Source organism: Phormidium sp. CCY1219, assembly GCF_035615515.1.
Classification (GTDB): Bacteria; Cyanobacteriota; Cyanobacteriia; order Cyanobacteriales; family Laspinemataceae; genus CCY1219.
Map to the genome: position 1 here is coordinate 1 of NZ_JAJENT010000291.1, position 6,324 is coordinate 6,324.

The 6,324-nt window shown below is 53.2% G+C and carries 3 protein-coding genes; 1 reads left to right on the forward strand and 2 read right to left on the reverse strand.

The annotated features are described in order from the left end of the window. Positions 1–440: 440 nt before the first annotated feature. The gene (locus LKK83_RS04730; RefSeq protein ID WP_324629759.1) at positions 441–632 is read right to left on the reverse strand and encodes a hypothetical protein; all 192 of its coding nucleotides are present in this window, start codon (positions 630–632) and stop codon (positions 441–443) included. A gap of 153 nt (positions 633–785) precedes the next feature. Between LKK83_RS04730 and gltB the strand changes: the two genes are divergently transcribed. Continuing rightward, positions 786–5,447, forward strand: coding sequence for a glutamate synthase large subunit (gene gltB / locus LKK83_RS04735; protein ID WP_324629760.1), 4,662 nt, complete (start codon positions 786–788; stop codon positions 5,445–5,447). 252 nt (positions 5,448–5,699) lie between these two features. Here gltB and LKK83_RS04740 read toward each other — a convergent pair whose 3' ends face one another. Further along, on the reverse strand, positions 5,700–6,050 hold the full coding sequence (locus LKK83_RS04740; RefSeq protein ID WP_324629761.1) for a hypothetical protein: 351 nt from the start codon (positions 6,048–6,050) through the stop codon (positions 5,700–5,702). Between the last annotated feature and the right edge of the window lie 274 nt (positions 6,051–6,324).

A 6,324-nucleotide genomic window follows, 5' to 3' on the forward strand; every position in this document is an offset into this window, starting at 1 on the left:
GTGGGGAAAAGCGCCTTTAAAAGTCCGACTTTGGACTCTTTAAGAATCCCTCGGATTTATCCGTAGGGAGTATCAAACCAAGCGGAGGGGGATGAATATGCAACCCGAAAATAACGAATTTTTCTCAGGCAGTTTATTTGTTGGCGGCAATTCCCCTGCCGCGTTCCCAGGCGTGAGTCTAACGGGAGTCCTCAAGCAGCATTTCAGATGGGAGTTTATACCCGTGAAATTTCTTCTAGGGTAGCCGAGCGAGGCATAGAGGAAGCTGTAATTTCTCAGGCATTCTGAGGAGGGATGGATGTCTCCGAGCCAGCCGAGTGGCGTAGAATCGGCTTAACGGGGTGGAAGTTTCGGGAAAAATGGATGGTCTTTGAGTTAAGCATTGATTGAAATCTGCAAAACTGTAAGAATAGCAGTAAACTAATAACTTCTAATTGTTTCTAAATATGCAAGGGAGGAAGCGATCGCAACCCTCCCGTAGGTTTCCCCAGATGCGGGGGCAACGCCGACCCTACTAAACAAGTCCCCAACACTGGCTTCTCAAAACTGTGCGGGTCAGTGGCTCGATCGCGGGCGAGTATAGAGTGATGATTGCGAAGGTGATGGTTATTGGTCATGTGGTAACAGGTCACTGGTCATTGGTGGTGGGTAAGTGGTTAGGGATGAAAGGACAAGCCACTTACCACAAATGACCAAGACCTACGGACAAATGACAACCCACAAATGACCAAGACCTACGGACCAATGACTTGACCTGCAACACAGCAAACTTCAGGAGGAAAAAATTGAATCGAGAGAATCAAATCAATCAGGCCCAATCTATCGGCTATGCAGGACAACGGTGGTTAGTAGAAGAAAGGGATGCTTGCGGAGTTGGCTTCATTGCCAATCCAGCCGGTGGGGCCGATCGCCAAATTATCGACGAAGCCCTCACGGCCCTAACCTGTCTGGAGCATCGCGGCGCGTGCAGTGCCGATCGCGACTCCGGAGATGGAGCCGGGTTAATGAGCGCGCTTCCGTATGCCATTTTGCAAGAGTGGCTCGAGCTTAACGGGCATTCCAACATCGACCCCAAAACCCTTGCCGTGGGCATGATATTCCTGCCGCAAGACCAGGAAACCGCCACTCATGCCAGAGTCACCGTAGAAAAAGTGATATCGGAGCACAACCTGAGTTGCCTAGGGTGGCGCAAGGTGCCGGTGCGGCCTGAAGTGCTGGGGGTTATGGCGCGACAGCACCAACCGCAAATCGAGCAAATTATCATCCAATCTCCCAGCCTAAGCGGGGACGAGTTCGAGCGCCTGCTGTATCGAGTGCGGCGAGGCGTAGGCAAAACCCTTGCCGACATAGAAACCCATCCCGGTGCGAAAGCCATCCAATGGGGGGAAGACTTCTACATCTGTTCCCTGTCCAGCCGCACCATTGTCTACAAAGGCATGGTTCGCTCCGCCGTACTGGGAACCTTTTACCAAGATTTGCAAAACCCCAACTACACCAGTCCGTGGGCGATTTACCATCGGCGCTTCAGCACCAACACAATGCCGCGCTGGCCGCTTGCCCAACCCATGCGCCTGTTGGGTCATAACGGAGAAATCAACACCCTGCTGGGCAACATCAACTGGATGAGAGCGCGGGAAGGAGACCTACAACATCCCATTTGGGGGGATGCGATCGAAGACCTGAAACCTATCGTTTCCCCGGACAACAGCGATTCGGCGACCCTGGATAACGTATTTGAACTGATGGTTCGCTCGGGACGCAGCCCCATCGAAGCCATGACCATCATGGTTCCGGAAGCCTACCAAAACCAACCCGCCCTGGCGGAACGTCGGGAAATCGTGGATTTCTACGAATATTACAGCGGCATCCAGGAACCCTGGGACGGACCGGCGCTGATTGTGTTTAGCGACGGCAAACAAATTGGCGCGACCCTCGATCGCAACGGGTTGCGCCCCGCCCGGTACTGCATTACCAAAAACGGCTACATCGTGGTTGCGTCGGAAGCTGGCGCAGTGGAACTGCCCGAATCCGAAATCATCGAAAAAGGACGACTCGGGCCGGGACAGGCGATCGCGGTAGACCTGGAAACCCATCACATCCTGAAAAACCCAGAACTCAAACAGCAGGTAGCCAGCACACATCCCTACGGTTCTTGGCTGAAAGAACATCGCATCAAACTCGCACCCCAACCCCCCAGTAGCGACTTGTACCTGGATGGTTCCACCTTGCTGCAACAGCAAACCGCATTTGGGTACACCCAAGAAGACGTAGAGACCATCATCCAGGAGATGGCGATCGCGGCCAAAGAACCCACCTTCTGCATGGGCGACGACATCCCCCTGGCGGTTCTGTCAGACAAACCGCGCTTGCTCTACGACTACTTCAAACAGCGATTCGCGCAGGTCACCAATCCCCCTATCGACCCCCTGCGCGAAAGCCTGGTGATGTCCCTGAAGGTTCTGCTGGGAGTTCGGGGCAACCTGCTAGAAGCCAAACCGGAATACGCCCGTACCTTGGAACTAGAAACCCCGGTTCTCAACGAAAACCAACTCAGCGCTATCAAAACTTCCGAGCTGCCGAGTCAAACCCTCTCCTTGCTGTTTAACATTGCCGACGGACCCGAGGCTCTGGGTCAAGCGGTGCAGCGGTTATGCGAAGGTGCCGCAGAGGCGGTGCGAGAGGGAAGCAAAATCCTGATTTTGAGCGATCGCAGCCCCAATGCAACGCAAGCCTACATTCCGCCCCTGCTGGCGGTGGGTGCAGTTCACCATCACCTCATCCGGCGCGGGGAGCGAATGAAGGTCTCCCTGGTGGTGGATACGGCTCAATGCTGGAGTACCCATCACTTCGCTTGCCTGATCGGCTACGGAGCTAGCGCGATTTGCCCCTATCTGGCCCTCGAAAGCGTGCGGCAATGGCGCAGCGCTTCCAAAACCCAAAAAATGATGGACAACGGCAAACTGCCAGTTCTCTCAATAGAAGAAGCGCAAAACAACTACGCCCACGGCATCGAAATGGGACTGCTGAAAATCCTCTCGAAGATGGGGATTTCCCTGCTTTCGAGCTATCACGGGGCGCAAATCTTCGAGGCGATCGGCATTGGCAAAGAGTTGCTGGATCTGGCCTTTGTGGGAACTGCTTCGCAAATTGGCGGCCTAAGTTTGCGCGAATTGGCTCAGGAAACCAGCCAATTCCATCAGCGGGCTTTCCCGGAACTGACGGCGAAAAAGCTGGAAAACTTCGGCTTCATTCAATATCGCCCCAACGGGGAATACCACATGAACAGCCCGGAAATGGCCAAAGCCCTGCATAAAGCCGTGGGGGCGAAAAATGGCGCGCCGAAAGCCAGCGAGAGTTACGACCACTATCAGGTTTACAAAACATACCTCTGGGAACGTCCCGCCACCGCCCTGCGCGATTTGCTGGACTTCAACCTAGAAGGCGTCACGCCAGTTCCCCTCGAAGAAGTCGAATCGGTGGAAGAAATCGTGAAGCGCTTCTGCACTGGGGGCATGTCCTTGGGGGCGCTCTCCCGGGAAGCCCACGAAACTCTGGCGATCGCCATGAACCGGATTGGCGGCAAATCTAACTCCGGGGAAGGCGGCGAGGACCCGGTGCGGTTCAAAGTGCTGGAAAATGTTGACGAAAACGGCAATAGCCCGACATTGCCTCATTTGCGCGGACTACACAACGGCGATACCGCCTCTTCCGCCATCAAACAGGTGGCCTCGGGGCGCTTCGGGGTGACGCCGGAATACCTGATGAATGCCAAGCAACTGGAGATTAAAATCGCCCAGGGAGCAAAACCAGGAGAAGGCGGACAGTTGCCCGGTAAGAAAGTCAGCGAATACATTGCCATGTTGCGTCGGTCTAAACCCGGCGTGACCCTGATTTCGCCGCCGCCGCACCACGATATTTATTCGATTGAGGATTTGGCGCAGTTGATTTTCGACCTGCATCAGGTCAATCCGAATGCCGGGGTGTCGGTCAAGTTGGTTTCCGAGATTGGCATTGGCACGATCGCCGCAGGGGTGGCGAAGGCGAATGCGGATATCATCCAAATTTCTGGCCATGATGGCGGTACCGGTGCCTCGCCCCTGAGCAGTATCAAACATGCCGGCACGCCCTGGGAACTGGGACTGAGCGAAGTGCATCGGGTGCTGATGTTGAATGGCTTGCGCGATCGCGTGGTGCTGCGCGCCGATGGCGGGCTGAAAACCGGTTGGGATGTGCTGATGGCGGCGCTCATGGGTGCGGAAGAATATGGCTTCGGTTCGATCGCGATGATTGCCGAAGGCTGCATCATGGCGCGGATTTGCCATACCAATAATTGCCCCGTCGGAGTGGCGACTCAGCAGGAAAAACTCCGTCGGCGCTTTACTGGCGTTCCTGCAAATGTGGTGAATTTCTTCTATTTTGTGGCGGAAGAAGTACGGCACTTGTTGGCCAAGCTGGGCTGTCGCCGTTTGCATGAGGCGATCGGTCGGGCTGATTTGTTGACGATGCGCGAAGGCGTCAAGTTGGCCAAAGTCGCATCGGTGAATTTGGACTGCATTTTGCAGTTGCCCGATACCCGCTACGAACGCAATTGGTTGCAGCATGAGGCCGTGCATGGCAATGGTTTCGTGTTGGATGACGAGTTGCTCGCCGATAAGGAAGTGAAGGGGGCGATCGACTCGCAAGGCTTTGTGGAAAAAAGCGTCAAAGTCGTCAATACGGACCGCTGTGTGGGGGGTCGGCTGGCTGGCTATATCGCCCGCAAATACGGGAACAGCGGCTTTGAAGGTCAGTTGAACCTGCGCTTCTTTGGTAGTGTGGGTCAAAGTTTCGGCGCGTTTAATTTGCCGGGAATGACGTTGAGTCTGTATGGCGAAGCCAATGATTACGTGGGCAAGGGAATGCATGGCGGTGAAATTATTATCGTGCCCCCGAAACAAGCCGATTACGACCCCAGCGAGAATGTGCTGATTGGCAATACTTGCTTGTATGGAGCCACTGGCGGTATTTTGTTTGCCCGGGGAATCGCAGGAGAGCGCTTTGCAGTCCGCAATTCGATGGGCAAGGCAACGATTGAAGGCGCTGGAGACCACGCTTGCGAATACATGACCGGCGGTGTCGTGGTCTGCTTGGGCAAGGTCGGACGCAATGTGGGTGCCGGCATGACGGGCGGTTTGGCCTATTTCTTAGATGAGGATGGGTCTTTCCCAGCTCTGGTCAATCCGGAAATTGTGAAGATTCAGCGGGTGAAAACCAATGCTGGGGCGGCACAGTTGAAGGAGATGGTGCAGTTGCACTATGCCAAGACCGGCAGCGAAAAGGCGAAGGCTATCTTGGATGATTGGGATGCGTTTTTGCCGAAGTTCTGGCAGGTGGTGCCTCCCTCGGAAAGCGACAGTCCGGAGGCGAGTGCTGAGGCGATCGCTTCCCCCGTGGCCGTTGAGGCATAATCACTGTTGCTCATCAATGGATGGGTAACAGGTTATTCCTCTTTTACCCAGGCGTCGCCTGGGTAAATCACCTGCAAGGTCTGAGCGTGCAGTTAGGTTCGTCTGCACCATAATGGGTCTCGTTCCCAGGCGTCGCCTGGGAACGCCTGTTATCACCTACTTGCTTCCTTGTGTCGTTCCCCGGCTTCGTTTAACCACTCTATTTACACTGCAAGTTCGGTAGGGTTGTTCTGGGCGTCCCCTCTGGCTTAATCATTCATTCTCGATCGCTTTTTTGAAAATAAAGATAGCTTGATTCTCTTCCGGCAAAACCTCATTGTCAAAACTGACTAATTCCCAATCGGAATAGGCATTTAAAAAATCTGTAATATCTTGGCCTGATTTGCCTTTAATACTGACAATAAAAGCTTTGTAGATAAAGCGGGGGTTCTCGGGAGACGTTTGCGGTTCTGTAAGGGGTTCTCTCTCTTCAGTTTGACTCAAGAGGGGATTTAATTCAGTGGCAACCGTTCTCTGGGAAAACATGAATAAACCCAAACTACCCACAATTAATAGCGCATTTAGGAGGGTTAATACAATACTAAATTTTATGAATTTAGGCATCACACAAAGTTACGTTTAAGTGACAGTTTAAGTAGTAATTATATCATTTTTTGACAAATAAGTTTGCGTTTGGATACCACACCACACCCCTTAAAAATGCCTTGTTATCGAAGTCTATTGCATGAAAAATGGTACTATACCCAAGTTTGCCTTTTGGGTAGGAGGTGAAAACTATAGCCTTTCTCAGATTGATGTGCTACGTAGCCGAATAGTCATTACCGCGCTTGCACCTCCGAAATGAAAAATTCTCTACCTTACTTATATGAAAATCTTA

What these genes read in the sequence shown, in the direction of transcription:
- LKK83_RS04740 (WP_324629761.1), bottom strand. Translation starts at nt 6,050, where the DNA reads ATGCCTAAATTCATAAAATTTAGTATTGTATTAACCCTCCTAAATGCG.